We start from the raw sequence: 25,157 nt of genomic DNA, 5'->3' as shown, positions 1-25,157 counted from the left end.
GTACGCCTGCACGCACCGGGCCAGTATGCGGGTCAGTCGAGTGGCCGCTTCAGGCCCACGTGCGCGGTCTGATAGCCGAGCCCGGTGTAGAAGGCGCGTGCCCGATCCCGGGCCTCATCGGTGGTCACCTGGGCGAGGGTCGCCCCACGAGACCGCCCGAAGTCGTGCGCCCACTCCAGCATCGCTGTGCCGAGGCCCTGTGAACGCTCGACCGGAGCGACGCGCAGACCCTCGATCTGCAGCCGAGTGGATCCTCCGCGAGAGAGCCCGGGGATGACGGTCAGCTGCATGGTCGCCACGATGCGGCCGGCGTCGTCTCGAACCACCCCGAGATAGTTCGAGGAATCACGTCTGACCGAGTTGTACGCAGCCTCGTATCGGCTGAGCTCGGCGTCCTCGCGCTCGGCACCGAAGGGATCATCGGCGAGCAGTTCGGCGATCGCCTCGATGTCCGCGTGGCCCGCCCGCTCGATCCGGTAGGTGCGGCCCGCCGCCCGCAGCAGCCCTCGGACGGACGTCTTCGCTTCCGCCTGCAGTCGCGCCACGAGCAGATCAAGCCATTCGCCGACGTTGGCGCGGGCCTCTGCCGTGTCGGGGTACCGGCACCTCAGGTGCAGGCCGGATTCATCGAGGATGAACCACAGCATGACTCCGTCCGTGTCGATCGCCGCGCCGACGTACTGCGCGTCGAGTCCGACCGAGTCGATCCGCACCGGCAACCGGCGCAGGTCGAGCCAGGAGATCGCGAACATCCCCGGCGCGACCGGCATCCCGCCCCAGGGCGCGAGCACGTCGGCAAGCGGCCACGACCCGAGCTGTACGGCCTCCTTGACGGCGGCGGCCGCTGCACGCGGCTCCGCGACCGCCGACTCCAGTACGGAGTTGGTGATGAACCAGCCCACGGAGTCGTGCCAGGTGTCCTCGTAGCGACTGTGCACCGGGAAGATCGCGCGCAGCGCCGTACCGGCGAGCGTGCGGGTGACCGCCGTCATGGCCACGACTGCGAGGGTCAGCGTCGAGACGCCGCTTTCCCGCGCCTGCGCCGCGAAGGCTGCGCTGTCATCCGGATCGAGCACGTCGCGCACCTCGACCCTCTCGCGCTGCGGATCCGGCGAGCCCAGCGGGAGCGGGAATCGCGGCATTGCTCCGCCACTGTCGCGGATGATGTCGGCCCACCGTTTTCGCACCTCGTCAGGGGCCGGGTCGCGTTCGAGCAGCGACCGGGTGTGGTCGACGAATGCCGCGGCCGGCGCGGTCCAGGGATCCCGGCCGTCGCGCGCCGCGTCCACTGCCGAGAGGAGGTCGCGCGCGATGACGAGCATCGACCACATGTCGACGTGCGCATGGTCGGATCCGATCACGATCGTGATCCCCGTCGCGTTCTCGAGGACGCATAGCCGGTACGAGGGTCGGCGGTAGGGCGAGCACGCCCCATCGAGCACATCGCGGACGGCGTCGTTCACCGCCTGCCCCGGCAGGATCTCGTGCTCGACCCAGGATCCTGGGGCGATCGCGAGCTCGTGGAGCTGGGGCTGCCCGTCCTCGCCCGGAGCGAACGCGGTGCGCAGGGTGCCGTGCCGCGCGATCACCGCGAGCCACGCGTCGGCGAGCGCGTCCTTCGTCACGGGCCGCGGCAGGTGGAACGAGATCGCCATCCAGGATCCCGGTCGGTCTCCGAGGCCGACGTGGATCCGCTGGTCGAAGGAGACCGGCAGGCGCGGGCCGAGTTCGGAGGCGCTGACGTCGTACCCCCAGAGCCGGCCGAATGGGAGGCGCAACTGCGTGACGTGGGTCAGACGCATGGCAGTACCCTAGCGTCCCGCTACTCTGACATCGGCGTCGCCTCTGCGGATCCGACATGCGACGCCGGAGCGGAAGGAACCCGATGCCCACCTTCGAAGTCACCGGCGCCGAACTCGCCGTCGCGCTCAGCGACGAGGGCGGGCATCCGGTCGTGCAGCTGCACGGCCTGACCTCGAGCCGAGCCAGGGACCGGGTGCTGAATCTGGACCTCGGCCGAGGGCTGAGCGGAACGCGGCTGCTGCGATACGACGCACGCGGTCACGGCAGATCGACCGGCCGCAAGGTCGCGGAGGACTACGTGTGGTCCAACCTCGCCGACGATCTGCTGCGGCTGCTGGATCATTGGTTTCCCGGCGAACAGGTGCACGGGGTCGGTCCGTCGATGGGAGCGGCAACGCTGCTGCATGCCGCGGCGCGAGAGCCGGGCCGGTTCGTCGGGCTCACCCTCATGGTGCCCCCGACCGCGTGGGAAACCCGGGCCGCGCAGGCGCAGAACTACCGGGACGATGCTGCCCTCGTGGAATCGGAGGGCGTCGATGCCCTGGTCGCCGCGCATCGCGGAGGGACGCGTCCGCCGGCGACCGTGGGCGCGCCGGAGACCGTGCCCGACGTCGCCGATGCGCTGCTTCCCTCCCTGCTGCGCGGTGCCGCGATGAGCGACCTGCCCACCCATGAGGCGATCGAGCGCATCGACGTCCCGACCACGATTCTGGCGTGGATCGAGGATCCGGGACACCCGCTCGCGACGGCGCAGACGCTGGCCGCTCTGCTTCCCCACGCCACCCTGTCTGTCGCGAGCGATCCCGTCGACGTCGACACCTGGCCGCAGGTGCTGAAGCACGACGTCGCCCGCACCCGCTAGTACGCTGGGGGTCGGCCGCGATCCGTGCGGGAAAGGACGGGCTTGCATGAACATCACCCAGCTCCGGCGGTTCGTCGCCGTCGCAGAGGAACTGCATTTCCCGCGTGCGGCAGCCAGGCTCGAGATCTCACTCACCGCTCTGTATTCGGCGATCGAGAAGCTCGAGGAAGAAGTCGGGCACCCGCTCATCACCCGTGGCAGCGCCACCCGTCTGACGAGTGCCGGGATTCTCCTGCTACCCGAGGCGCGCGAGCGGATCGCCGCCGCTCCCCCGCCTCAGCAGAAATCTGCCGCGCCGTCCGGAGGCAAGGCCAAGGCGTCGAAGGGGAAGGGCCGCGCACCCGTGGTGAAGGGGCAGCCCAAGCCGTACAAGAAGCGCCAGGGGCGCTGACGCGGATCGGACCTGCGGACTTCCGCGGCGGATCAGCGCATGCTGCTCGTCACGCGTGTCCAGAGCCACGTCGCCAACGACGGAGCGGCGGCATCAGCGAATGCGCGTCCGATGGTCCATGGAGTCGCTCACGCGGCCTGCAGCGGCGTGATGGCGGCGACCTTGTCCCGAAGAGCCCGGCGTTCGAGCCGTAGCTCGTAGTTCGTCTGCAGGTTCATCCAGAACTCCTCAGACGTGCTGAAGTACCGAGCCAGACGAATCGCGGTGTCAGCCGTGATCCCCCGCTTGCCGTGCACGATCTCATTGATCCGTCGCGGTGGCACCCCGATCGACACCGCGAGCTTGTTCTGCGTGATTCCAAAGCCCTCGATGAAGTCCTCCATCAGGATCTCTCCCGGGTGAATCGGCTCGATCGCGTCAGCCTCAGTGATAGTCGACGAGTTCGACATCTTCCGCACCTCCATCTCTCCAGACGAAGCAGATACGCCACTGCGCATTCACGCGGATGCTGTACTGACCGCGACGATCTCCGGCCAATTTCTCCAATCGGTTCCCCGGTGGGATCCGCAGGTCGTCGACATCCTTTGCCGCGTGAACCAGCTCGAGCTTGCGCAGCGTCGCCCGCTGCACGGTTCGATCAACACCCTTGACGTACTGCTCGCGCCAGATTCGTTCGGTGTCCTTGCCCCCGAACGATCTGATCACGAGGCAAGCATATAACGAAGACCGTCAATAACGCTATACGTTAAAGCGGAACTCCACCACGTCGCCGTCCTGCATGACGTAGTCCTTGCCCTCGAGGCGGGCCTTGCCCTTGGAGCGGGCCTCGACGACGGATCCGGTCGCGACCAGGTCCTCGAACGAGATGACCTCGGCCTTGATGAAGCCCTTCTCGAAGTCGGTGTGGATCACGCCGGCCGCCTGAGGAGCCTTGTCGCCCTTGTGGATCGTCCAGGCGCGGGCTTCCTTCGGGCCTGCCGTGAGGTAGGTCTGCAGGCCCAGCGTGTCGAAGCCGATGCGGGCGAGCTGATCCAGGCCCGACTCGTCCTGACCGGTGGAGGCGAGCAACTCGGCGGCGTCCTCCGGATCCAGGTCGATCAGCTCGGACTCGATCTTGGCGTCCAGGAAGATCGCCTGCGCCGGGGCGACGAGAGCGGCGAGTTCCGCCTTGCGGGCGGCGTCCGTGAGCACGGCCTCATCGACGTTGAAGACGAAGATGACCGGCTTCGAGGTGAGCAGGCCCAGCTCCTTGATCGGGGCCAGGTCGATCCCGCTCGTGGAGAGCAGCTGGCCGCGCTCGAGCGCGTCCTTGGCGGCATTCGCGGCCTCGAGCACCGACGCGTCGGTCTTGCGGCCGCGTACCTCCTTCTCGATCCGCACGATCGCCTTCTCGAGCGTCTGCAGGTCGGCGAGCATGAGCTCGGCGTTGATCGTCTCGAGGTCGTTCTTCGGGTCGATCGCCCCCTCGACGTGCACCACGTCGTCGTCGGCGAAGCCGCGCACGACCTGCGCGATGGCGTCGGCCTCGCGGATGTTCGCGAGGAACTGGTTGCCCAGGCCCTCCCCTTCGCTGGCGCCACGCACGATGCCGGCGATGTCGACGAACGACACCGTCGCGGGCAGGATCCGCTCGCTGCCGAAGATCTCGGCGAGCTTGTTCAGCCGCACGTCGGGCAGGTTCACCACGCCGACGTTCGGCTCGATCGTCGCGAACGGGTAGTTCGCCGCGAGCACGTCGTTCTTGGTGAGGGCGTTGAACAGGGTGGACTTGCCGACGTTGGGCAGTCCTACGATTCCGATGGTGAGAGCCACGGGGTACGAGTCTACCGGGGCCCGCGTCGACTCAGGATCCGCGGATCGCGCGGTAGGCCGCGGTGACGTACGGCATCGACAGCGTCTCGCCCTCGATGAGCCCCAACTCGTCGAACAGCTCGTCCATGGCAGCGGCGATCCGCGCCTTCTCCTCGTCGGACGACGTGATGATGAGGCTGCGCGAGCTGGCCATCGCATGCAGCTCGGCGCGCGTCATCTCCCGGCTCCACTCCCAGCGCCGCTCTTCGAGGGGGCCGAACGGCGCCGCGACCCGCACGGCGTTGTCGGCGATCATCTCCTCCGCGGCGCTGCCGCCCATGATCGCCGTCAGCCGGCGCACCCAGTCGGTGCGGTCATCGCGCACGTTCCAGATCAGTCCGAGCACGCCGCCCGGGCGCACCACCCGTCCGATCTCAGCAGATGCCGCAACCGGATCCACCCAATGCCAGGCCTGGCCGAGAGTGGCGGCATCGACGCTCCCGTCGGCCAGAGGCAGCGACTCCGCGGTTCCTGTGACCGCCTCGACTCCTGGCGTCTTCTGCCGCAGCGCCTCCAGCATTTGCGGATCGGGATCCACGGCCACGACGCTCGTGCCGCCGAGGGCGAGCACGGCGCGAGTGAGCTTGCCCGTCCCCGCGCCGATGTCGACGACCGCCGCGTCGGGGCCCGGCAGCGGCTCCAGCAGCCAGGCCACCGCGTCGGATCTGTACTCCGGACGTCCCTTCTCGTAGCTGCCCGTCTCGGACCCGAAGCTCGTCGCACGTTCGACCATGGCCCGAGCCTACGCTCGGATCCGCCCAGGATCGGCGCGCCTGGACGATGCCGGCCCCTCCGCGACGGAGGGTTGATGCGTGGCCTTGGACTTCACCGCAATCGACTTCGAGACGGCGAACTCCTCCCCTGCTTCCGCCTGTGCGGTGGGCCTGGTGCGGGTGCGGGACGGCATCGTCGTCGCGCAGACCGGATGGCTGATCCGGCCGCCCGCGGGGCACGATGCCTTCCAGGAGTGGAACGTGCGGATCCATGGCATCCAGCCGCACGAGGTCGTGAACGCCGACGGCTGGAGCGAGCAGCTCGACCGGCTCTGCGCGTTCGCCGGCGCCGACGTGCTCGTAGCGCACAACGCGGGCTTCGACCTGAACGTGATCCGTCGTGCCTGCGAGGCCACCGGCGACGAGTGCCCGCCGTACCAGTCGCTGTGCAGTCTGAGCGTGGCGCGCAAGGTGTACGACCTCGACTCCTACAAGCTCCCTGTGGCCGCGGCAGCCGCCGGCTTCGGCGCGTTCCCGCACCACGATGCCCTGGCCGACGCACGCGCCTGCGCGCAGATCGTGATCGACGCAGCCCGGCGCACCGCATCCGGCTCAGTGCAGCAGCTGGCCGACGCGATCGGAGTGCGCCTCGGCGCCCCTCTCGCCCCGGCCGCACCCGCGAAGGTGCGCGCCGCCGCCTGACGCGGTTTCTGCGTTCCGAGGGCGCGCTCTCCGGCGATGTCGGTGGCCGCGCCCATGATGGACGCATGGACGCGCTCGCACTGCTCATCGCCGCACTCACCGCTGTGGCGGGCCTTGCGGTCGGCTGGTTCCTCGGCCGCAGCCGCGGCGCCGCCGATCTCGCCCGCGCCGATGCGGAACTCTCCGTCGTGCGCGAGGACCGCGACCGTCAGCACGACCTGTACCGCGATGCCGTCGAGCACGCCCGCCGCGAGCAGCACGACGCCGCGGAGCGCGTGCGGCAGGAGAACGCCGTGCTCACCGCGCTCGCGCCGGTGCGGGAGAGCCTGCACCGGATGCAGCAGACGGTGACCGTGCTGGAGCGCGAGCGCCAGACGCAGTTCGGACAGCTGAGCGAGCAGCTGCGGCGCTCCGAGGAGAACGGCGAGGCGCTGCGTTCCACGACCGAGTCCCTGGCCGGCGCGCTGCGCTCGACCTCCGCGCGCGGCGTGTGGGGCGAGACCCAGCTGCGCCGCGTGGTGGAGGCCGCGGGCCTCACCCGACACGTCGATTTCGACCTGCAGGCCACGATCCACTCCGATGCGGGCCACGGCCGTCCCGACATGGTGATCCGCCTCGCCGGCGGCGCGTCGATCGCGGTGGACGCCAAGGCTCCCCTCGACGCGTTCCTGGCGGCCGGCGCGCTCGCGTCCGAGGATCCGCAGCGACGGTCGCTCATGCAGCAGCACGTCAAGGCTGTGCGTGCGCACGTCGACGCACTCGCGAAGAAGGCGTACTGGTCGGGCCTCGATGTGAGCCCCGAGTTCGTGATCTGCTTCCTGCCCACGGAGTCGCTGCTGTCCGCGGCGCTCGACGAGGATCCGGCATTGCTCGACTACGCATTCGGCAAGCGAGTGGCACTGGCCACCCCGGTGAACCTGTGGGCGGTGCTGAAGACCGTCGCGTACACCTGGAAGCAGCAGGAGCTGTCGGCCGAGGCGGCCGTGCTCCTCGACCTCGGCACGCAGCTGTACGACAGGCTCGGCGTACTCGCCGGCCATGCGGACGACCTGCGTCGCGCGCTCGAGCGCACCGTCGACAGCTACAACCGCTTCGCCGGATCCCTGGAAAGCAGGGTGCTGGTGACGGCTCGCCGCTTCCCCGGCGTCGATGCGGGAGCACTCATCGCGCCTCCGGCCCTGACCAGTGCCACGCGACGGTTCACCGCCGACGAGCTGGTCTCGTCCGCCGACGATCTGGTCTCATCCGATGACGAGGGGCGTTCCGCGGCTGAGGGCCATCCTGAGGGGATCCGCGCAGACCTCGGCGAGCTGCGTGCGCGCCTGAGCGGTCAGGATCCGGACCACGCCGAGCCGAACGATCGTGCGGAGCGAAACGATCAGGCCGAGCGGGAGGTCACGCGCTCCCCGGAACCGCGCTGAGCAGGAAGACCACGGTGGCGGAGAAGAGCACGAAGGCGCCGATCATCCACCAGGCGCTGATCTCGTGACCCTCGTCGCGACGGACGCGGAACAGCACGTCGGTACGGCGCGCAGCATCCATCTCGACGATCTTGACCGAACCGGTGTCGGTGACCGTCTCCTGGCGGTAGATGTTCTCCGCAGCCATCGTCCACGCTCCCCTGCTCCGCATTCCGAACCGCGCTGAATGCGCCGTGCACGCCGATCGGCGCCCCTCCATTGTGACAGGTGAGGCCGTGAAGACACGGAATGCGATCAGGTCGTTATCGCACCGGGTTCGCTCAGGAAGCCGGTGCGACGGGAAACCCGCTCAGAGCCACTTGGAGACGAGGTGCTCCGAGGCGATCCGGCGCAGGGTGCCGGAGGCGCTGCGCAGCACCACGCTCTCGGTGTAGAGGTAGTCGCCTTCGCGCCGGACGCCGGCGACCAGCTGGCCGTCGGTCACACCGGTCGCCACGAAGATCGTGTTGTTGCCGCTCACCAGGTCGTCGGCCTCGTAGACCTTGTCCATGTCGAGCCCGGCGTCGATGCCGCGCTGGCGCTCGTCATCGTCGCGCGGCCACAGCCGGCCCTGGATGTGCCCGCCGAGCGCCTTGATCGCGCACGCCGTGACGATGCCCTCGGGGCTGCCGCCGATGCCGATGCACATGTCGGTGCGCGCCCCGTGCCGGGCCGCGTTGATGCCGCCGGCGACGTCGCCGTCGCTCATCAGGCGGGTGCCCGCTCCCGCAGCGCGGATCTCCTGGATGAGCTTCTCGTGACGCGGACGGTTCAGCACCGAGACGACGATCTCGTCGACCGGCTTGCCGAGAACGCCGGCGAGGCGCTTGATGTTCTCCGCGACGGGGAGGCGGATGTCGACGACGCCGACACCGGCAGGGCCCGTGACGAGCTTGTCCATGTAGAAGACGCTCGAGGCGTCGAGCATCGTGCCACGGTCGGACACCGCGATGACGGAGACCGCGTTCTGCCGACCGTCCGCGGTGAGGGTGGTGCCGTCGATCGGGTCCACGGCGATGTCGTACTGCTGCGCCCATTCGACGCCGCTGCCGACGTGCTCCCCGTTGAAGAGCATCGGAGCGTTGTCCTTCTCGCCCTCACCGATCACCACCAGGCCGTCGAAGTCGACGGTTCCGAGGAAGGCGCGCATCGCATCGACAGCGGCACCGTCAGCGGCCTCCTTCGCGCCGCGTCCGATGAACGGGACGGCGCGGATCGCCGCGGCCTCCGTCGCACGGACGAGTTCCAGTGCGAGGTTGCGGTCGGGGTGGAGGGGGCTGAGATCGGCTGTGAGGCTCACCATGCCCCCAGCGTAGGGGCGGGACGGTTACGGATCCGCAGATTTCTGCGCTGCGAAACCGAAAGATACGCGCTTCTTTACCAGGCCGAAGATCCGCCCTCCCGAGGCCGCCGTCACGCGCTCTGAATCGCCGATCCTGCGGCGCTAGAGTGGCACCGACCCCCGTCATCCAGCACAGGAGATGCCATGCCCGTTGCCACCCCGGATCAGTACGCCGAGATGCTCGACCGCGCGAAGGCAGGCGGCTTCGCCTACCCGGCGTTCAACGTCTCCAGCTCGCAGACCATCCACGCCGTGCTGCAGGGTCTGACCGAAGCCGGATCCGACGGCATCATCCAGGTCACGACCGGCGGCGCCGACTACTTCGCCGGCCAGACCGTGAAGGCCCGCGCCACCGGCGCCCTCGCCTTCGCCAAGTTCGCCACCGAGGTCGCCAAGAACTACCCGATCACGGTCGCGCTGCACACCGACCACTGCCCCAAGGACGCGCTCGCGGGCTTCGTGGAGCCGCTCATCGCCGCCTCCGAGGAAGAGGTCAAGGCGGGCCGCAACCCCATCTTCCAGTCGCACATGTGGGACGGCTCGGCCGTGCCGCTCGCGGAGAACATCGAGATCGCCCGCGACCTGCTCCCCCGCATGAAGGCGATCAACGCGATCCTCGAGGTCGAGATCGGCGTCGTCGGCGGCGAGGAGGACGGCGTCGCGCACGAGGGCTCGAACGAGGCGCTCTACACGACCTTCGCCGACGTGGACCAGGCCGTGCAGGCGCTGGGCCTCGGCGAGCAGGGCCGCTACATCGCCGCACTCACGTTCGGCAACGTGCACGGCGTGTACAAGCCCGGCGGCGTGAAGCTGCGCCCCGAGCTGCTCGGCGAGATCCAGCAGCAGGTCGCCGCGAAGTACGGCACGGGCGCGAAGCCGCTCGACCTCGTCTTCCACGGCGGATCCGGCTCGACGGACGCGGAGATCGCCCTCGCGGTCGCGAACGGCGTGGTGAAGATGAACATCGACACCGACACCCAGTACGCGTTCACCCGCTCGATCGCCGGATACATGTTCAGCAACTACGACGGCGTGCTGAAGGTCGACGGCGAGGTCGGCAACAAGAAGGTCTACGACCCGCGCGCCTGGGGCAAGGTCGCCGAGACCGCGATGGCCCAGCGTGTCATCGAGTCGACCCGCCAGCTCGGCTCGTACGGCCAGTCCAAGAGCTGACCACCAGCACCGCCGCAGAGCTGACCAGCGGCACAGCCGCAGCAGCGTCCAGGAGCGTCGTCGGGATCCGTCCCGGCGGCGCTCCTGTCGTCTGCGGATCAGCCGCCGATGTCGTGACGCAGGATCACATCTCCCGTGGCGGTGCGGATCTCCACCGTGCGGATGTCCGTCAGCGCGGCGGCCGTTCCCGCCGACAGCGTCGCGGTGCGCCCGGGCTGGGCCTTCCACGTCGACAGATCCGTCGTCGTGCCGTCTCGGTCCACGACGGTGAGGACGTATGTCCAGCCGGCGTCGGGGGCATCCGCGCCGTACAGGCACGCCATGTCGATCCTGGTCCCCCAGGCGACCGGCGTCAGGGACACCGTCGCACTCACCGGCACCGTGGCCGCCCCCTGCAACGCCACCTCGACCGCGGGCCGAGGGGCGACGGCGACGATCGTGACGGGGACGGCGACGGCGAGCGCCGCGGCGATGCCGACGCCGGTCCACAGTGCGCGGCGCCGGGAGCGCTTTCGGGCGCGCGCGATCGACAGCAGCTTCGGCCCGGCGGGGTCCGCCGCTCCAGCGCCGATGCGGGCTGCGTCGTCCGCGTGCACCCGGGACAGGAGCCCCACGGCCGGCACGAGCTCGGCGACGGCGTCCCGGCATTCGGCGCACTCCGCGAGGTGCGCCTCGTACCGCGCTCGGTCCGCGGCGGACAGCGCGCCCATCACGTAGGCGGCATCCCACGTCGCGAACGGATCAGCGCTCACCGGATCACCCCTCTCTCCTGCAGCGCGAGCCGGAGGGCCCGCAGTCCGTAGTGCATCCTGGATTTCACCGTGCCGCCGGGGATCCCCAGCTCGGTCGCGATCTCGGCGACGCTGTGTCCTCCGTAGTAGGCCGCCACGATCACCGCGCGGTGTTCCGGGCTGAGCTCGGCGAGCGCGTCCTCGATGAGGATCGCGTCGAACAGCCGGTCCGTGACATCGCCCGATGCTCGCTCGGGAAGCTCGGCGACCGGATGCTCGTGGCGGCGGCGGGCGCTGCGCGCCTCGTCGATGACGAGGTGCCGGGCGACGGTGAACATCCAGGCCCGCGTCGTCGTCACCTCCTGCTCCAGGATCCGCGGCGTGCGCCAGGCGCGCAGCAGTGTCTCCTGCACGACGTCGTCCGCTGAGGCGCTACTCCCCGTGAGGTGCACGACGTAGCGACGGATCGGACCCGCGTGCACGTCGTAGAGCGCGGTCAGCCGCTCGTCGTCGTCATCCACAGTCGCCTCCTCAGTGGGAAACGAGGCCCGCGCCCCGAAGGTTCATCGGCGGGCGGATCCCGGATCCGACCATCGATGAACCCGGATCCCGACCTGTCGTCCCCTCAGTATGGTCGCGTCGCCTCCCCGGATCCGGGAAGCCGATCATCCGCTCGGCGATGCGGGAAGTAGCCGATCGGCTGATGTGGACGATGCGCCTCGATTCCTAACGTGGAGGACATGAACATCTCCTTCTCCCGCAAGCTCATCGCCGCGTCGACCATCGCCCTCGCCGCCGTCGCGGTCGTCCCGACGACCGCCGCGGCCGCAGCTCCGACCACCACCGCTTCCGTGTCCTTCTCGAAGCAGGTCCTGACCCCGTCCGAGACGCTGGCCTCCACACCGTGGAAGACGACGAGCGCGCGCGATGCCCAGGGCAATCGCGTGGCGCTGGACAACCCTGCCGTGTCGAACTTCGTGGGCTGGGCGTACTTCAAGGCCGACGGCACGTTCACCATGTACAACCTCGACAACAGCCCGAAGATGCACGGCGACTGGTCCGTCCCCGCCGACGGCTCCTCACGCTGGATCGCGGCGAAGGACGCGAACGGCAACGTGCTGTTCCAGCGCATCGTCCCGATCGTCGAGCTGAACAAGAACGTGTTCACCTACCGCGTGTTCCCGAACGCGGCCGACCAGACCGTCTACTACGACATCGTGCACACCAAGACCAACCACGTCGAGCCGGGCACCGACGGCCGCGGTCCGGGCGCCAACGGCAACGGCACTACCGGCAACGGCGATTATCACTTCAACAACGGCAACGCGCGCTGATCCCGCGACGGCCCCGCAGAACGCGAGAGCCCGGCACCCGATGGGGGCCGGGCTCTCGCCCTCTCAGGGCGCTACTTCTGCAGCTGCTGGTTCAGGTAGGCGATGACCGCCGGATCCGTGAAGAACGGCACCATCATGCAGAGCGTCGTCAGGGTGACGAACACGACACCGCCGGTGACCGGGAGCCACCACGTGAGCTTGCCGCGCCGCAGCCGAGCCACGGACCATGCGGCGGTGATGACCCACCCCACGATCAGGAGGATCCCCGCGACCATGCCCCAGGTCCGCGCCTGGGAGTAGTTCGAGAACGTGCTGGAGATCCCCACGGCCTGCATCATCGTCGCCATCAGAGACGACGGGTTCAGGAACGCGAAGGTCGAGGTGATGACGTTCCAGAGCCCGTAGGCGAGCAGCGCGATCGACGCCATGCGATCGACAGGGTGCGCCGAACGCTCCTCCACCACCTCCGCGGGAGCCGCGGGCTGCGCGCCGGGCACGGCTGCGGGTGGCGTGTGCACGACGGGCGGCGGCAGCGGTCGTCCCGCCCGTCTGCTCTGTTCCTCGGGCGTCGCATATTCGCCGAAGGCCGGCCTGCGCGACTGCTCCGCGGAGCCGGAATCGGTCATCGGCTGCGTCCGCCCAGTGCCCGCTCGTCGCGCTGGCCTGAGATGTCCTGGCGCAACTCCTTGGGCAGCGAGAACATCAGGTCCTCCTCCGCGGTGCGCACCTCTTCAACGTCACCGTATCCAGCCTCGGCGAGCACCTGCAGCACCTCCTGCACGAGCACCTCGGGCACGGACGCGCCGCTGGTCACGCCGACCGTCGCGACGCCGTCCAGCCACTCCTGCTGCACCTCGTCGGCGTAGTCGACACGATAGGCCGCCTTCGCGCCGTACTCGCGCGCCACCTCGACGAGGCGGACGCTGTTGGAGGAGTTGGCGGATCCGACCACGATCACCAGATCCGCATCGGCGGCGACCTTCTTGATCGCGACCTGGCGGTTCTGCGTGGCGTAGCAGATGTCGTCGGAGGGCGGATCCTGCAGTTCGGGGAAGCGCGTGCGCAGCCGGTTCACGGTCTCCATGGTCTCGTCCACCGAGAGCGTCGTCTGCGACAACCAGACGACCTTGGAAGGATCGCGCACCTCGACGGTGTCGGCCTCCGCCGGCGAGTTCACGACGGTCACGTGATCCGGGGCCTCACCGGCGGTGCCCTCGACCTCCTCGTGCCCGTCGTGACCGATGAGCAGGATCTCGAAGTCGTCGCGGGCGAAGCGCACGGCCTCGCGATGCACCTTGGTCACCAGCGGGCAGGTCGCGTCGATCGCGTGCAGGTGCCGGTCCTCGGCGGCGGAGACGACCATCGGCGAGACGCCGTGCGCACTGAAGACGACGTGCGACCCCTCCGGGATCTCGTCCACCTCGTCGACGAAGATCGCGCCCTGAGCCTCGAGCTCGGTGACCACATGGATGTTGTGCACGATCTGCTTGCGCACGTACACGGGGGCGCCGTATCGCTGCAGGGCCTTCTCGACGGCGACCACAGCGCGGTCGACACCGGCGCAGTAGCCGCGCGGGGCGGCGAGCAGCACGCGCTTGCGCCCGTCGACGGGACGGTCCTGGAGCGGCTCGCGCACGGCCGTGGGGCGGCGACGAGGGATCTGCGGCACGGGCAGCGCGACGGGTGAACTCACCCCCCGATTCTACCGGCGGCGTCCTGACAGCAGGCCGGGATCGGGCGGAAGCCCATTGCTACGCTGGGGAGGCGATGACCGTCTTCGAAGCCGCCTCCGTCCCTGGCGAGGCCCCGCCTGCCGACTCCGTCGCGCCACGCGAGTCCTCCGCGGACGCCCCGACCTCGATCGCACGGCTGAATGCGACGATCCGCGACTTCGTGGCGCAGTGGGGCACGGTCTGGGTCGAGGGCGAGATCACGAGCTGGAACGTGCGCGCCGGCAACGTCTTCGCGCGACTCAAGGACACCCGCTCCGACGCGCAGATCTCGATCCGGTTGTGGTCGAGCGTGCGTGCGCGGATCCCCGCCGATCTCGCCGTGGGCGATCACGTGGTCGCCGCGGTCAAGGCCGACTACTTCGTCAAGGCGGGCGATTTCAGCTTCACCGTCTCGGCGATGAAGCACGTGGGCCTGGGCGATCAGCTCGAGCGCCTGGAGCGTCTGCGCGTGCAGCTGCGTCAGGAGGGGCTGTTCGACCCGTCCCGCAAGAAGCCGCTCCCGTTCCTCCCGCACGTGATCGGGCTCATCACCGGTGAGAACTCCGACGCGGAGAAGGACGTGCACCGCAACGCCGAACTGCGCTGGCCGCAGGTGCGCTTCCGCACCGTGCATGCCGCGGTGCAGGGCGACCGCTGCGTGCCGGAGACGCTCGCCGCGCTCAAGAAGCTCGACGCGGATCCCGACGTCGACGTCATCGTCATCGCACGCGGCGGCGGAGATCCGCAGACCCTCCTCGGCTTCAGCGACGAGCGGCTGGTGCGCGCCGTCGCAGCCGCGTCCACGCCCGTGGTCAGCGCGATCGGCCATGAGAACGACCATCCGCTGCTGGACGACGTGGCGGACCTGCGCGCCTCGACGCCCACCGACGCGGCGAAGCGCGTGGTGCCCGACGTCGGCGAGCAGCGGGCGCTCGTCGCCCAGCTGCGCGCACGAGCGACGACCCGGGTGTCGCAGCGCGTGGCGCACGACATCGCCCAGCTCGAGCAGCTGCGGTCGAGGCCCGTGCTGCGGGATCCGGATCCGCTCATCGAGCGTCGCGCGCAGGAGGTGTGGCTGCTCGCCGCACGCTCCCGTGACACGCTCGGCCGCGCCGTCGATGCCGCGGGCCGGCGCACGGCCGAGCTGCGCGCCTCGTTGCGCGCCCTGTCGCCGGCGGCGACCCTGGCGCGCGGCTACGCGATCGCGCACCGCGACGACGGCGTGATCGTGCGCGATGCCTCCGACGCCCCGGCAGGCACCGCGCTCACCCTCACGGTGGACCGCGGCTCGCTGCGCGCGTTGTCCGAGGGCGAGATCGCCGAGTCGGACGCCACAGACGCCACGAACCCTGCGCGACCGGAATCCGCCGCGCCGCTGAAGGCCGGCGCATCCGACCCCGCTCCGGCCGAGGGCTCCGACGCGCGCCGGTAGGATGGAGGCGTGACTGTGTCGAACGAGCCGTCCGCCTCCGCAGGGAGTTCTGCGCCGACCGTCGCCGATCCCGCGGGCCTCAGCTTCGAGCAGGCCAGGGACGAGCTGGTGCGCGTCGTCGCGGAGCTCGAGCAGGGCGCGCCCACCCTCGAGCAGTCGCTCACGCTATGGGAGCGCGGCGAGGCGCTCGCCGCCCGCTGCGAGGAGTGGCTGCTGGGCGCCAAGCGCCGCCTGGATGCCTCGCGTCCGGAAGCCGGTGCCGCCTCGCGTCCCGCCGAGGAGGACGCACGATGAGCCGCGCCCCGAAGCAGCCGCCGGTCGTCGCCGAGCTCGGCCGCCCCGAGACCGCCGCGGAGACGGCCGACCGCAAGGCCGCTTCCTCTGCCGCGTACCGGTCCAGCCAGACGTTCCGCGGCCTGATCGCGGCCCTGATCGCGACCGTCGGCGTCGTCCTGCTCATCGTGCTCATCGTGCCGCGCGGTGACTTCACCGGAGCCAACGCCGTGGATCTTCCCACGGCCGCCAAGAACGCGCAGAGCACCCTGGACCGCCCGGTGCTGCTGCCGACGCCGCCCAACAACTGGCGCGTGAACAAGGCCGTGCTGGTCGACGGCAAGCCGGTCGTGTGGGACATCACGGTGGCACCGCAGGCCGACGACGCCCGCGGCTATGCGCACATCGCCCAGGCGTTCGACGCCGACGCCGACTGGGCGGCCACGCCGCTGCGCGGGACGTCCTCGAAGGGCACCGTGAAGATCGGCGGGCGCACCTGGGACGAATACGTGATCCCGAACCCCGACTCGGCGGCGAACATCAACTACGCGCTCGGCACCCAGGTCGGCAAGGACTACGTCCTCGTCTATGGCGCCCTCGGCAAGGCGGGCACGGCGGAGCTGGTCGCCAAGATCAGCCCGCAGATCGACCAACTCGGAAGCGGACGATGACGGATATCACCACCCTGACCCCCGATGAGGCCTGGCGACTCATGAGCGAGGGCAACCGGCGCTTCGTCGCCGGCGACCCCGAGCACCCCAACCAGGACGTCGGCAAACGTCACGAGCTCGTGGACGGGCAGGCGCCGCTCGCGACGCTGTTCGGCTGCTCCGACTCGCGCCTCGCCGCCGAGATCATCTTCGACAAGGGCCTCGGCGACCTGTTCGTCGTGCGCAACGCCGGGCAGGTCCTCGGCGAGTCGATCGTCGCGAGCCTCGAGTACGCCGTGGCGGTCCTCGGCGTGCCGCTGATCGTCGTGCTCGCGCACGACAGCTGCGGCGCCGTGCGCGCCGCCATCGACGGCACCGCGATCGACGCTGCGCCCCTCCCGCCGCACATCTGGAAGCTCATCGCCCCGATCGTGCCGGCCGCCCGCAAGGTGCTCGCCGAGCAGGGCGGGTCCACCGTGGCCGACATCGACGCCGAGCTCGTCGGCCAGGAGCACCTACGCAATACCGTGCGCGATCTGCTGCAGTCCTCCGAGCTGATCGCGCAGGCTGTCGCCGACGGCGCACTGGGCATCGTCGGCGCCAACTACCGACTGAACGAGGGCACGGCCGTGCCCGTCGTCACCGTGGGCCTCAGCGACGCCCACGCCTGAACATCCCCCTCAACACACCGTCACATCTGGAGGAACAGCAGTGGCTGAAATCGAGTACCGCATCGAACACGACACCATGGGCGAGGTGCGCGTGCCCGTGAACGCTCTGTACGGTGCGCAGACGCAGCGCGCCGTGGAGAACTTCCCGATCTCCGGCAAGGGCTTGGAGTCGACGCAGATCGCGGCCCTCGCCCGGATCAAGAAGGCCGCGGCACTCGCCAACAAGGAGCTGGGCACGCTCGACGGCGCCATCGCCGATGCGATCGCCCAGGCAGCGGACGAGGTCGCCGCGGGCAAGCACGACGGCGAGTTCCCGGTCGACACCTACCAGACCGGATCCGGCACCTCCTCGAACATGAACATGAACGAGGTGCTCGCGACCCTCGCGACCCGGATCCTGGGCGCGACCGTGCACCCGAACGACCACGTGAACGCGTCGCAGTCGTCCAACGACGTCTTCCCGACCTCGGTGCACATCGCCGTCACCCAGGCGCTCATCGACACCCTCATCCCCTCGCTCGACCACCTCGCGGTGGCGCTCGAGGCGAAGGCGGAGCTGTGGAAGGACGCGGTCAAGTCCGGCCGCACCCACCTCATGGACGCCACCCCGGTCACCCTCGGCCAGGAGTTCGGCGGCTACGCCCGCCAGATCCGGCTCGGCATCGAGCGCGTGCAGTCGGCCCTCCCCCGCGTCGCCGAGGTGCCCCTGGGCGGCACCGCGGTCGGCACCGGCATCAACACTCCGCTCGGCTTCCCGCAGAAGGTCATCGAGCTGCTCGCGGCGGAGACCGAGCTGCCGATCACCGAGGCCAAGGATCACTTCGAGGCGCAGGCCAACCGCGACGGCCTGGTCGAGGCGTCGGGCGCCCTCCGCACCATCGCCGTCTCGCTGACGAAGATCAACAACGACCTGCGCTGGATGGGCTCGGGCCCGAACACGGGTCTCGGCGAGCTGCACATCCCCGACCTGCAGCCCGGATCCTCGATCATGCCGGGCAAGGTCAACCCGGTCGTCCCCGAGGCCGTGCTCATGGTGTGCGCCCGCGTGATCGGCAACGACGCGACGGTCGCCTGGGCCGGCGCTTCCGGCTCGTTCGAGCTGAACGTGGCGATCCCCGTCATGGGCACCGCGCTGCTCGAGTCGATCCGCCTGCTCTCCAACGCTGTGCGCGTGCTGGCCGACAAGACCGTCGACGGCCTGCAGGCGAACCTGGAGCGCGCCGCCGCGTTCGCCGGCATGAGCCCGTCCATCGTGACGCCGCTGAACAAGCTCATCGGCTACGAGGCCGCGGCGAAGATCGCCAAGCACGCCGTCGCCAAGGGCATCACCGTCCGCGACGCCGTGATCGATCTCGGCTACGTGGAGCGCGGCGAGCTCACCCTCGAGCAGCTCGACGCCAAGCTCGACCTGCTCTCGATGACGCACGCCGGCTGACACCGGATCCCTGCCTCGCGGATGCCGCGTCCCCTCGAGGGCGCGGCATCCGTCGTTCCCGGGCTCGTGCGGTGTGCGCGCCTGCCGGCGCGCACCGCCGTGCGCCGTACGGCGGCGGCGTTCAGATCGGCTCGAACCGGAAGCGCACCAGAACCGCAAGCGTGTCGTCATCGACGGTGAAGGACGGATCCTCGATCGAGGCGCGGTACTCGGTGCCGTGCCAGAACCCCTCGTGCCCCTCGCGCCACTCGGCGACCGTCGTGAAGCCCTCGCCTTCGGCGATCGCGTGCGGCAGATCGACCTCGGCGAGTCGCGCCAGGCGCACGTGCACGATCTCCTCGATTCCGATGGGCTCGCCCTCGGAATCGATCACGACGGCACGGTCGCCGACCGAGGGCAGCGGATCATTTTCTCGCTCGTAGTCGAGCAACAGGCTCGTCGTCGTTGTCTTCTCTCCCGCCCGGATGGCGTCAATCAGCTGATCGCGCAGAGGTCCGGGGAACGCGTATTCGGAGACGGGGAGATCGTCGAGCATGCGTCCAGCCTAGGCGGCGCCGCACGACGCGAAGTCGGGCGCGAACTCCGCCGAGTGCCGGCGAAGACGTCCCGCACATCAAGGGATCTCAGCGAGTTCCGCACCGGTTCCGTATCCGGCTCGGTGCGCACATGCTCGCTTCGGCATCCTCGTTCCTACCCGAGAGGAGCGCGGAGATGCCACGCAAGAAGAAGAACGCCACCGACGACAGCGGGACCGAGGCGCCGAGAAGACCGCAGCGATGGCGCACGGCTGCCGCCGTCAGCCTGAGCCTGGCGATGATCATCACCGGAGCGGCCTTCGCTCCCGCGGCATCCGCGGTGTCCGCGCTCGGCCCCGGCGTTCGAGGCACTCACGGCCATATCGGCGCGACGATCGAGCCCGGTGTCGGCAATGTGTACTGCATCGACAGCAGCCTGGACATCTCGTTCGGACGCGGGATCCAGAGCGACACGATCGTGTCATCCCTCGCGGCGCGTCCCGGCGTGGTGAACGCCATCGATGCCGATGAGGACGCGGTGCGCGGGATGAACTTCATCGCCAGCACCTGGGGCGGCACGGGTGATGATGTCACGGCCGCCGCGGTCGAGATCGCCATCACGGCCTTCGTCAAGGCAGGAGGATTCGCGACCGCAGCCTCGTACGCGAGCCGCAGCGACGTGATCGAACAGGCACGGCGCATGTACGACCAGGCGCAGAGCGTGATCGCCGCGGCGATCGACGAGGCGGCGCACGGGGAGGTCGCGCTGACGATCGATTCGTCGGACGAGTACCGGGGTTCGCTGAGCGTGAACGCCACCGTTCCGGCGACCGGCACGCTCGCACTGACGAACGGGATCTTCGTCGACAGCGGGACCGACACGCTCTCCGACGTGCGAACCGGCGTGGACTATGCCATCGAAGGCGTTCCTCCGACCGCCGATGGCGCGCCCTACCGCGTCAGTGCGATGAGCATCGGTGGCTTCTCAGCGGGCAGCACCTGGCCGGGGCGCATCCGGGCGCTGGATTACGGATCCGGCTTCCAGCGCGTGATCACCGGCATCGGGCCCGTCGCCGTGGAGTTCCCGGTGCGGGGTGAGGATGCGCGCGACCGCAGCACCGTCTTCCGGCCGGCGCTCACCAGCCTGACGGCGCCGATCAGCCCCGACGGCGAGCTCAGCGACACCCTGACGTTCACGACGGCTCCGGGTGGGGACGGCGTGAACAACGCCTGGCCGCGGCACGAGGGAGGCGGGTATCGGCCCGTCTCGTTTACCGTCACGGCCTATGCCGCGGGCGCCTCCGCCCCGACGGAGAGCCCGGACATCCCTGCGGATGCCGAAGCCGTCGGCACCGTCGCGGTACTCGCCATGGGCCCCGGAACGTCGCAGACGGTCGCGATCCCCGGAACCCACCCGCAGGGGCGCTATACCTTCGTGGCCGCCTATGACGAGGCGGGCACACCTCCCCCGACCCGGTCATGGCTCCCGCCCGGATACTCCTGGTCGCACGCCTATGGCATGGCGACCGAGACGACCGCCGTGCCGATGCGATTCACGCTCTCGTCGAGGATCCTCGCGGACGCGATCGGGCCCGGCGGACGCGGGGATGACGCGGTGACCGTGCAGACGGACGGACCGTGGCTGAACGATGCCTCCGGCCGGCCCATCGAGGTCGTCGCGATCGGCTCCTACGTCCATCTCCCGGCCGGCACGACCGAGCCGAGCGATGAGCTTCCCGCGGGCGCCGAGGTGCGCGGAACCGTGAAGGCCGTCTTCACGACGGCCGGCACGCAGGACACGACGTCACTCGAGGTCCTCTCCGGCGAGATATCCGCACCCGAGGTCGCCGAGGGAGCGATGTCCTGGCAGTGGTCCATCCCACTCGCGGCGCAGACGTCTCCCGAACTCGTGATCCCGTCGAACGAGAAGTTCGGGCTGCCGGAACAGACGCAGCGCATACAGCTGCCGACCGTCACCACCGTCGCCCAGACCGACCTCCCGTGGGGCGGGAGCGCCACGGATACGGCGCACGTCGCGGGCCCCCTGCCGGGAACAGGCGCGATCACGGTGCGGTGGGAGGCGTTCCGGGGACCAGAAGGCCCGGCGGATCTGAGCACCGTCTGCACCGCGGAGAACCAGCTCCCGCTGGACAGCACACCGGTGACCGTGACCTCGAGTCCGGGCGAGTACCTGAGCCCGGCCGTCCACGACATCCGCTTCCCCGTCGTGTGGCAGGAGATCGCCACCTGGATCCAGTCTTCGGGGCTTCCCGTCGACTACCATCGCGGAGCCTGCGGAGCGGCCCAGGAAGTCAGCATGCCGGTGCCGCAGGCGAGCGACGCTCCGAGTGCCCGACTCGCCGCAACGGGCGGGGATTCGCCGGCGACGGCGCTGTGGATCGCGGGCGCCCTCAGCCTCCCCGGGGCGCTCATCCTTCTGCTCGCCCTCCACCGTGGTCGTCGCGTCCCGCGGCGGCGCGCGGCCCGCTAGCGAGCCGCGCCGTGGACGAGCATCCAGGCTCGTCCACGGCGCGTGGTTCAGCTGAGCTCTCCGCCCTCCAGGAGCTCGGTCACGAGCGCCGCGATGGCGGAGCGCTCGGAGCGCTGCAGGGTGACGTGGCCGAAGAGGCTGTGCCCCTTCAGCGTCTCGATCACGCTGGCGATGCCGTCGTGGCGGCCCACTCGCAGGTTGTCGCGCTGGCCGACATCGTGGGTGAGCACGACCCGCGAGTTCTGGCCCATGCGGCTCAGCACCGTGAGCAGCACATTGCGCTCGAGCGACTGCGCCTCGTCGACGATCACGAAGGCGTCGTGCAGCGAGCGTCCGCGGATGTGCGTGAGCGGGAGCACCTCGAGCATGCCGCGCTCCACGACCTCTTCCACGACGTTGCCGGAGACCACGGATCCGAGCGTGTCGAAGACCGCCTGTCCCCAGGGGCTCATCTTCTCGTCCTTGTCGCCGGGCAGGTATCCGAGTTCCTGCCCTCCGACGGCGAACAGCGGCCGGAACACGATGATCTTCTTCTGCTGCTGCCGCTCGAGTACCGCCTCCAGGCCCGCGCACAGGGCGAGGGCCGACTTGCCGGTGCCGGCGCGGCCGCCCAGTGAGACGATGCCGACCTCGGGATCCGACAGCAGGTCGATCGCGATGCGCTGCTCGGCCGAGCGGCCGTGCAGGCCGAACACTTCACGGTCTCCGCGGACCAGCGTGTACTCGCCGTCGCCCGTGACCCGTCCGAGCGCGGATCCGCGCTCCGAGTGGATGATGAGCCCCGTGTTGACCGGAAGCCCGATAGCTTCCTCGCTCGTGCCGACCTCGCTCTCGTAGAGGTCGCTCATCTCATCGCCCGAGAGCGAGATCGAGCTGATCCCTGTCCAGCCCGAGTCCACCGCCTGCTCGGCGAGATACTCCTCGGCGTTGATCCCGAGGGAGGCCGCTTTGACGCGCATCGGCAGGTCTTTGGAGACGACCGTGACGTCCTGACCGTCCTGGGCGAGGTGCATCGCGACGGCGAGGATCCGGCTGTCGTTGTCGCCGAGGCGGATGCCGCTGGGCAGCACGGTCTGGTCGGAGTTGTTCAGCTCGACGCGCAGGGTGCCGCCGTCGCCGATCGGGACCGGGAAGTCGAGGCGGCCGTGCTCGACGCGCAGCTCGTCGAGGTGGCGCAGCGCTCGCCGGGCGAAGTACCCGAGCTCGGGGTCGTGCCGCTTGCCCTCCAGCTCGCCGATCACGGCGACCGGGAGCACGATGGAGTGCTCGGCGAAGCGGAAGAACGCCTGCGGATCAGACAGCAGCACGGACGTGTCGAGCACGTACGTCTTCAGATCCTGATCGGGCGTTGCACCTCCGTTCGGTCCTGCCGCTTCGTTGGCGGCGTTCACGGCGCTGGTGCGGGTGCTGCTCTTCAGTGCGGTACGTGCGGCCACGACCCTCTCCCGACCCGGGGATTCCCGGTAGTAGGCGAGTCGGCCAGGGCCACGAGTCGCGATCCTTGAGGCCGACTCGATCGGACGCCGTGTCCGATGCCATGAACGTACGACTCCCCACCGACATCGCGCAGGAGGGACACGCCCTCTGTCCGATTAAGAACGTGTGAACTCTCGGGCGCCGGCGAGGGCGGCGTCGAACAGGCCGAGCGTCTCCGCCGTCGTACCGGCATGGGGCGCCACCCGGACCGCTCCGGACCTCACCGTCACCTGGATGCCGGCTGCGGCGAGCGCGTCGCCGAGCGCCTGCGGATCCGCAGGCGCGAGCACCACGATGCCGGCGCGCTGCGCGGGCTCGCGCGCGGACACCACGTCGACCCCGTGTCGGTCCGCAATGGCGAGCAGGGCGTCGACGTTGCGGGACAGGCGCTCCGCGACGGTGCCGACTCCGGCCGCCTGGATCTCGGCGGCGCCCGCTGCGAGACGTGCGGCGGCGAAGGGATCCGGCGCGCTGACCGCGTACGCCTGCGCCGACAGCGCCGGATCCGGCAGCACGTCAGCAGGCAGACCCGCCGCAGAGGTCGCGATCCGGCCGCTGAGCACGGGGCGGATCCGCTCCCGCGCACGATCCGTGAACCGGGCGAATCCGGTGCCCCGCCCTGTGCGCAGCCACTTGTAGCCATGGCCCACCACAACGTCGGCGGCGGCCCAGTCCTCCTCCACGACGCCGAAGGACTGCACGGCATCGACGAGGAGCAGCCGATCGTCGCCGAGCACCTCGCGGAGGCCTGCGAGATCGGCGCGGTACCCGGAGCGGAAGTCGACATGGCTCACCACGAGCGCCGTCGCGGCGGGGTCCAGCGCCTCGGCGACGGCATCGGCGGTGACCCGGGTGCCGGCGGGCGCGATCCAGCGGGGTGCCAGCCGTCCGCCGGACGCGGCCGCAGCTCGCTCGAGCGTGATCGTGACGCTGGGAAACTCGGCCGCCGAGGCGATCACGGCGCCATTGAGCCCCGCCAGTGCCTGCTGCAGCGCGTGCGTGGACGACGGGTGCACCGTGACCTCGTCCGGACGCGAACCGAGCAGCCCGGCGACCGCCGTCTGCGCCTCGGTCGTCCGACCCGCCGTCGCGGCGATGCCTTCGGGTCGCCCCGTGGCGAGCAGCTCGGCGTCGGAGACCAGAGCGGCACGCGCGGCCGGAGACAGCGGACCGAATGCCGCCCAGTTCAGATATCCCGGATCCTCGTCGAACGATGCGATGTAGTCGTCGATGGCACGCATCCCGTCAGTCTGACACGCAGCGGAGCGGCTCAGCGGCCGGCTCCCGGCTCCGCCCGTCGCTCAGCGGCCGAAGCGGCGGTCGCGGTCGGCGTAGTCGCGGATCGCGCGCAGGAAATCGACCTGTCGCAGATCCGGTCCGAGCGCCTCGACGAAGTAGAACTCGCTGTGCGCGCTCTGCCAGAGCAGGAAGTCGCTGAGCCGCTGCTCGCCGCTCGTGCGGATGACGAGATCCGGATCCGGCTGGCCGCCGGTGTACAGATGCTCGCCGATCATCTCGGGGGTGAGGTGCGCGGCGAGGTCCTCCAGCGTGCCGCCCGAGGCCTCGTGCTGGGCGATGATCGAGCGCACCGCGTCGACGATCTCGTTACGTCCCCCGTAGCCCACGGCGAGGTTCACGTGCAGCCCGGTGTGGTCGCGGGTGCGCTCCTCTGCCTCGGCGAGCACGCGCGCGAGCTCCGCGGGCAGGATGTCGGCGCGCCCCACGTGCTTGACCCGCCAGTTGCCCTCGTGAGAGAGGCCGTCGGCGAGTTCGCCGATGATCTCGATGAGGTCGGCGAGCTCCGCCGAATCCCGCTTGAGCAGGTTGTCGGCGGAGAGCAGGTAGAGCGACACCACCCGGATGCCGAGCTCGTCGCACCAGCCCAGGAACTCGCGCATCTTCGCGGCTCCCGCGCGATGGCCGTGCGCAGGAGTCGCGTAGCCGAGCTGCCGCGCCCAGCGACGGTTGCCGTCGATCATCATCGCGATGTGGTGCGGCATGGTGGCCGGGTCCATCCGTCGCCGAAGGCGTCGGGAGTACAGCCGATAGAGGGGGCCACTCCCTGGCTGTTCGGACCGTGCGCTCACTCCCCTACGCTACCGCGCGGAGGGGGCCCGGCCGCCATGTCGCCCACGGGATA

27 protein-coding genes are annotated in these 25,157 nt (G+C 69.9%); 12 read left to right on the top strand and 15 right to left on the bottom strand.

Annotated features, from left to right (window positions below):
- Positions 1-32 precede the first annotated feature (32 nt).
- Positions 33-1,802, bottom strand: a complete 1,770-nt coding sequence (locus tag AC1DMN_RS02230) for a GNAT family N-acetyltransferase (RefSeq protein WP_441976265.1) — start codon at positions 1,800-1,802, stop codon at positions 33-35.
- 83 nt (positions 1,803-1,885) lie between these two features.
- Here AC1DMN_RS02230 and AC1DMN_RS02225 point away from each other — a divergent pair, with 83 nt between their 5' ends.
- Both AC1DMN_RS02225 and AC1DMN_RS02220 read left to right on the top strand, forming a co-directional pair.
- Positions 1,886-2,665, top strand: coding sequence for an alpha/beta fold hydrolase (locus tag AC1DMN_RS02225; protein ID WP_477229434.1), 780 nt, complete (start codon positions 1,886-1,888; stop codon positions 2,663-2,665).
- A gap of 46 nt (positions 2,666-2,711) precedes the next feature.
- Complete coding sequence (locus tag AC1DMN_RS02220; protein ID WP_441976267.1) at positions 2,712-3,056, top strand: LysR family transcriptional regulator; 345 nt, start codon at positions 2,712-2,714, stop codon at positions 3,054-3,056.
- A gap of 128 nt (positions 3,057-3,184) precedes the next feature.
- On the opposite strand, the gene AC1DMN_RS02215 is transcribed toward AC1DMN_RS02220, so the two are convergent.
- Genes AC1DMN_RS02215 through AC1DMN_RS02200 form a run of 4 tightly spaced genes read right to left on the bottom strand, consistent with a single transcriptional unit; the run spans position 3,185 to position 5,640 of the window.
- The gene (locus tag AC1DMN_RS02215; protein WP_440734581.1) at positions 3,185-3,505 is read right to left on the bottom strand and encodes a HigA family addiction module antitoxin; all 321 of its coding nucleotides are present in this window, start codon (positions 3,503-3,505) and stop codon (positions 3,185-3,187) included.
- A complete protein-coding gene (locus AC1DMN_RS02210; RefSeq protein WP_441976268.1) occupies positions 3,480-3,761 on the bottom strand; it encodes a type II toxin-antitoxin system RelE/ParE family toxin in 282 nt (93 codons plus the stop codon). Before AC1DMN_RS02210 ends, AC1DMN_RS02215 begins: the two co-directional genes overlap by 26 nt.
- 33 nt (positions 3,762-3,794) lie before the next feature.
- Positions 3,795-4,868, bottom strand: coding sequence for a redox-regulated ATPase YchF (ychF, locus tag AC1DMN_RS02205; RefSeq protein ID WP_441976269.1), 1,074 nt, complete (start codon positions 4,866-4,868; stop codon positions 3,795-3,797).
- A 31-nt stretch (positions 4,869-4,899) separates the two neighbouring features.
- Positions 4,900-5,640, bottom strand: coding sequence for a class I SAM-dependent methyltransferase (locus tag AC1DMN_RS02200; protein WP_441976270.1), 741 nt, complete (start codon positions 5,638-5,640; stop codon positions 4,900-4,902).
- A gap of 79 nt (positions 5,641-5,719) precedes the next feature.
- Here AC1DMN_RS02200 and AC1DMN_RS02195 point away from each other — a divergent pair, with 79 nt between their 5' ends.
- Together AC1DMN_RS02195 and AC1DMN_RS02190 are read left to right on the top strand one after the other, a co-directional pair.
- Positions 5,720-6,322, top strand: a complete 603-nt coding sequence (locus tag AC1DMN_RS02195; RefSeq protein ID WP_440734585.1) for a 3'-5' exonuclease — start codon at positions 5,720-5,722, stop codon at positions 6,320-6,322.
- Between the two features lie 65 nt (positions 6,323-6,387).
- The gene (locus AC1DMN_RS02190; RefSeq protein WP_441976271.1) at positions 6,388-7,743 is read left to right on the top strand and encodes a DNA recombination protein RmuC; all 1,356 of its coding nucleotides are present in this window, start codon (positions 6,388-6,390) and stop codon (positions 7,741-7,743) included.
- Here AC1DMN_RS02190 and AC1DMN_RS02185 read toward each other — a convergent pair.
- Both AC1DMN_RS02185 and glpX read right to left on the bottom strand, forming a co-directional pair.
- Complete coding sequence (locus AC1DMN_RS02185; protein WP_440734587.1) at positions 7,718-7,930, bottom strand: UDP-N-acetylmuramyl pentapeptide phosphotransferase; 213 nt, start codon at positions 7,928-7,930, stop codon at positions 7,718-7,720. The two genes, AC1DMN_RS02190 and AC1DMN_RS02185, sit on opposite strands and share 26 nt — an antisense overlap.
- A gap of 162 nt (positions 7,931-8,092) precedes the next feature.
- Positions 8,093-9,085 carry a class II fructose-bisphosphatase gene (gene glpX, locus AC1DMN_RS02180; RefSeq protein ID WP_441976272.1) on the bottom strand — a complete coding sequence of 331 codons (993 nt, stop codon included), beginning with the start codon at positions 9,083-9,085 and terminating at the stop codon, positions 8,093-8,095.
- Between the two features lie 183 nt (positions 9,086-9,268).
- Here glpX and fbaA point away from each other — a divergent pair, with 183 nt between their 5' ends.
- Positions 9,269-10,297 carry a class II fructose-bisphosphate aldolase gene (gene fbaA / locus AC1DMN_RS02175; protein ID WP_440734589.1) on the top strand — a complete coding sequence of 343 codons (1,029 nt, stop codon included), beginning with the start codon at positions 9,269-9,271 and terminating at the stop codon, positions 10,295-10,297.
- A 98-nt stretch (positions 10,298-10,395) separates the two neighbouring features.
- Here fbaA and AC1DMN_RS02170 read toward each other — a convergent pair whose 3' ends face one another.
- Entirely contained in the window at positions 10,396-11,049 is a 654-nt protein-coding gene (locus AC1DMN_RS02170; protein ID WP_441976273.1) for an anti-sigma factor, read from the bottom strand.
- Positions 11,046-11,549 (bottom strand): sigma-70 family RNA polymerase sigma factor, encoded by a 504-nt coding sequence (locus AC1DMN_RS02165; RefSeq protein ID WP_440734591.1) that lies wholly within the window; start codon positions 11,547-11,549, stop codon positions 11,046-11,048. The genes AC1DMN_RS02170 and AC1DMN_RS02165 overlap by 4 nt, the downstream gene beginning before the upstream one ends.
- Before the next feature lie 219 nt (positions 11,550-11,768).
- Between AC1DMN_RS02165 and AC1DMN_RS02160 the strand changes: the two genes are divergently transcribed.
- Positions 11,769-12,362: a DUF4822 domain-containing protein gene (locus tag AC1DMN_RS02160; protein WP_441976274.1), complete on the top strand. Its 594-nt coding sequence runs from the start codon at positions 11,769-11,771 to the stop codon at positions 12,360-12,362.
- A 71-nt stretch (positions 12,363-12,433) separates the two neighbouring features.
- On the opposite strand, the gene AC1DMN_RS02155 is transcribed toward AC1DMN_RS02160, so the two are convergent.
- Together AC1DMN_RS02155 and AC1DMN_RS02150 are read right to left on the bottom strand one after the other, a co-directional pair.
- Positions 12,434-12,988 carry a DUF6264 family protein gene (locus AC1DMN_RS02155; RefSeq protein ID WP_477229435.1) on the bottom strand — a complete coding sequence of 185 codons (555 nt, stop codon included), beginning with the start codon at positions 12,986-12,988 and terminating at the stop codon, positions 12,434-12,436.
- Positions 12,985-13,998 (bottom strand): 4-hydroxy-3-methylbut-2-enyl diphosphate reductase, encoded by a 1,014-nt coding sequence (locus AC1DMN_RS02150; protein ID WP_233312104.1) that lies wholly within the window; start codon positions 13,996-13,998, stop codon positions 12,985-12,987. The genes AC1DMN_RS02155 and AC1DMN_RS02150 overlap by 4 nt, the downstream gene beginning before the upstream one ends.
- A gap of 131 nt (positions 13,999-14,129) precedes the next feature.
- On the opposite strand from AC1DMN_RS02150, the gene xseA reads away from it, so the two are divergent.
- Genes xseA through AC1DMN_RS02125 form a run of 5 tightly spaced genes read left to right on the top strand, consistent with a single transcriptional unit; the run spans position 14,130 to position 18,535 of the window.
- The gene (xseA, locus tag AC1DMN_RS02145) at positions 14,130-15,506 is read left to right on the top strand and encodes an exodeoxyribonuclease VII large subunit (RefSeq protein ID WP_477229436.1); all 1,377 of its coding nucleotides are present in this window, start codon (positions 14,130-14,132) and stop codon (positions 15,504-15,506) included.
- A 9-nt stretch (positions 15,507-15,515) separates the two neighbouring features.
- Positions 15,516-15,800 carry an exodeoxyribonuclease VII small subunit gene (locus AC1DMN_RS02140; RefSeq protein ID WP_477229437.1) on the top strand — a complete coding sequence of 95 codons (285 nt, stop codon included), beginning with the start codon at positions 15,516-15,518 and terminating at the stop codon, positions 15,798-15,800.
- Positions 15,797-16,450: a DUF4245 family protein gene (locus AC1DMN_RS02135; protein ID WP_477229438.1), complete on the top strand. Its 654-nt coding sequence runs from the start codon at positions 15,797-15,799 to the stop codon at positions 16,448-16,450. Before AC1DMN_RS02140 ends, AC1DMN_RS02135 begins: the two co-directional genes overlap by 4 nt.
- On the top strand, positions 16,447-17,100 hold the full coding sequence (locus tag AC1DMN_RS02130; protein ID WP_477229439.1) for a carbonic anhydrase: 654 nt from the start codon (positions 16,447-16,449) through the stop codon (positions 17,098-17,100). Before AC1DMN_RS02135 ends, AC1DMN_RS02130 begins: the two co-directional genes overlap by 4 nt.
- 40 nt (positions 17,101-17,140) lie before the next feature.
- Positions 17,141-18,535, top strand: a complete 1,395-nt coding sequence (locus AC1DMN_RS02125) for a class II fumarate hydratase (protein ID WP_477229440.1) — start codon at positions 17,141-17,143, stop codon at positions 18,533-18,535.
- A gap of 121 nt (positions 18,536-18,656) precedes the next feature.
- Here the strand turns inward: AC1DMN_RS02125 and AC1DMN_RS02120 are convergent, their stop codons facing one another.
- Entirely contained in the window at positions 18,657-19,070 is a 414-nt protein-coding gene (locus AC1DMN_RS02120) for an ASCH domain-containing protein (RefSeq protein ID WP_477229441.1), read from the bottom strand.
- 176 nt (positions 19,071-19,246) lie between these two features.
- On the opposite strand from AC1DMN_RS02120, the gene AC1DMN_RS02115 reads away from it, so the two are divergent.
- Complete coding sequence (locus tag AC1DMN_RS02115) at positions 19,247-21,541, top strand: hypothetical protein (protein ID WP_477229442.1); 2,295 nt, start codon at positions 19,247-19,249, stop codon at positions 21,539-21,541.
- A gap of 47 nt (positions 21,542-21,588) precedes the next feature.
- Here the strand turns inward: AC1DMN_RS02115 and AC1DMN_RS02110 are convergent, their stop codons facing one another.
- The 3 genes from AC1DMN_RS02110 to AC1DMN_RS02100 all read right to left on the bottom strand — a co-directional run bounded on the left by AC1DMN_RS02110 (position 21,589) and on the right by AC1DMN_RS02100 (position 25,104).
- A complete protein-coding gene (locus AC1DMN_RS02110; RefSeq protein WP_441976450.1) occupies positions 21,589-22,932 on the bottom strand; it encodes a PhoH family protein in 1,344 nt (447 codons plus the stop codon).
- A 201-nt stretch (positions 22,933-23,133) separates the two neighbouring features.
- Positions 23,134-24,258, bottom strand: a complete 1,125-nt coding sequence (locus tag AC1DMN_RS02105) for an aminotransferase class V-fold PLP-dependent enzyme (RefSeq protein WP_441976284.1) — start codon at positions 24,256-24,258, stop codon at positions 23,134-23,136.
- A 60-nt stretch (positions 24,259-24,318) separates the two neighbouring features.
- On the bottom strand, positions 24,319-25,104 hold the full coding sequence (locus AC1DMN_RS02100) for an isoprenyl transferase (protein WP_440734602.1): 786 nt from the start codon (positions 25,102-25,104) through the stop codon (positions 24,319-24,321).
- Positions 25,105-25,157 lie beyond the last annotated feature (53 nt).

It is taken from the genome of Microbacterium sp. 01T413_2 (genome assembly GCF_056398985.1).
This window is presented reverse-complemented; position numbering and strand designations above follow the sequence as displayed.